We start from the raw sequence: 1,120 nt of genomic DNA on the forward strand, positions 1-1,120 counted from the left end.
AGAAGTAACCAATAAAAGAAAAGCTAGAGTAAATTTAATATGAGCAATAAAGCTCGGCCAGAAACCAGTATTCAATACAAGATACCCTTAATCATCTGTCACCCGAAATAAGTACGTATCAGTATATACCAGCAACCCGGAAATAGGAGGTTATCTATATATTATGGGAAGCCAGCTAATGTACGTTTTACTCTTAGTATCGCGAAGCTGTAAAGTTAGCGGTGTTGAATCTAGACTTATTAGAGGTTTGATTCTTGGCAAAAGCTTTAAGCTGGTAAAAAAGAATATTCTTTTACATTAGCCAATGTTAAATACCTCGACGTAACTCCCAAGGGAAAACCTTCCCCATGCTGTTTAATAAAGTCTGCACAATTATAGGGTCCATTAAGTCAGTGAGTTCCCACTGACTTAAAAATAATAGCGCTAAATACTGATCAGCCAGGCTGAGGTCTTGTTCGCCACATGTCAGCATATCTGCAATTGACGAAAACATTGGCTTATCATCACTCTTGTACATCAAACGCCCATAAGAACAAACAGGCTTGCCTAAGACCATTGCCTCATGAACCAAGTTAGAGTTAACCGATACGACCCCAACACAATTTTTATGCGCGGCTAAATCAATACTACGGATACCTTTCTTAGCCTCGATAAATGTCACACCCTTTGGTAACGTCGGAGCATTAGATAAGCGGCATTTTTTAGCAGGATGCTCAGTCACGATAATGTTCACACCTTGCGCTTCCGCATAACTCCGATCAATTAGCGCCTGAGCCAATAAATCGTTGGCGCCCTTCTGCCCATACAAGCTCTCAAAACCAGAATCAGAAAACTTCAGGTTATAGTCCTCTCCTCCTTGGAGTGGCAATAAACAAAAAGGCTTTTGAGTAAGGCCTGCGATATCAACCTTTTTAGGCCTCAAGAAGTGTTGAGCGCGAGCTTTGCAGTGCTCTAAATCGCGTCGACCTATGCGCTCAACATAATCAACGCCAGAGTCAAACTGAGTGTGGCTGCGTGCATTGGCCCCATGAGGAGAGATTTGATAAGACGATCTCGGTAGCCAGCCATGTTCAACAACAAGCGTTTTATCGCCATCATCGACAAAACGCTCCGACCAATT

The 1,120-nt window shown here is 42.3% G+C and carries 1 protein-coding gene; it reads right to left on the minus strand.

The features are described from left to right. Positions 1–307: 307 nt before the first annotated feature. Positions 308–1,120 (minus strand): hypothetical protein (locus tag A3756_RS02220; protein ID WP_156490200.1); only part of this gene is annotated, 813 nt, incomplete at its 5' end.

The organism is Oleiphilus sp. HI0086 (assembly GCF_001635225.1).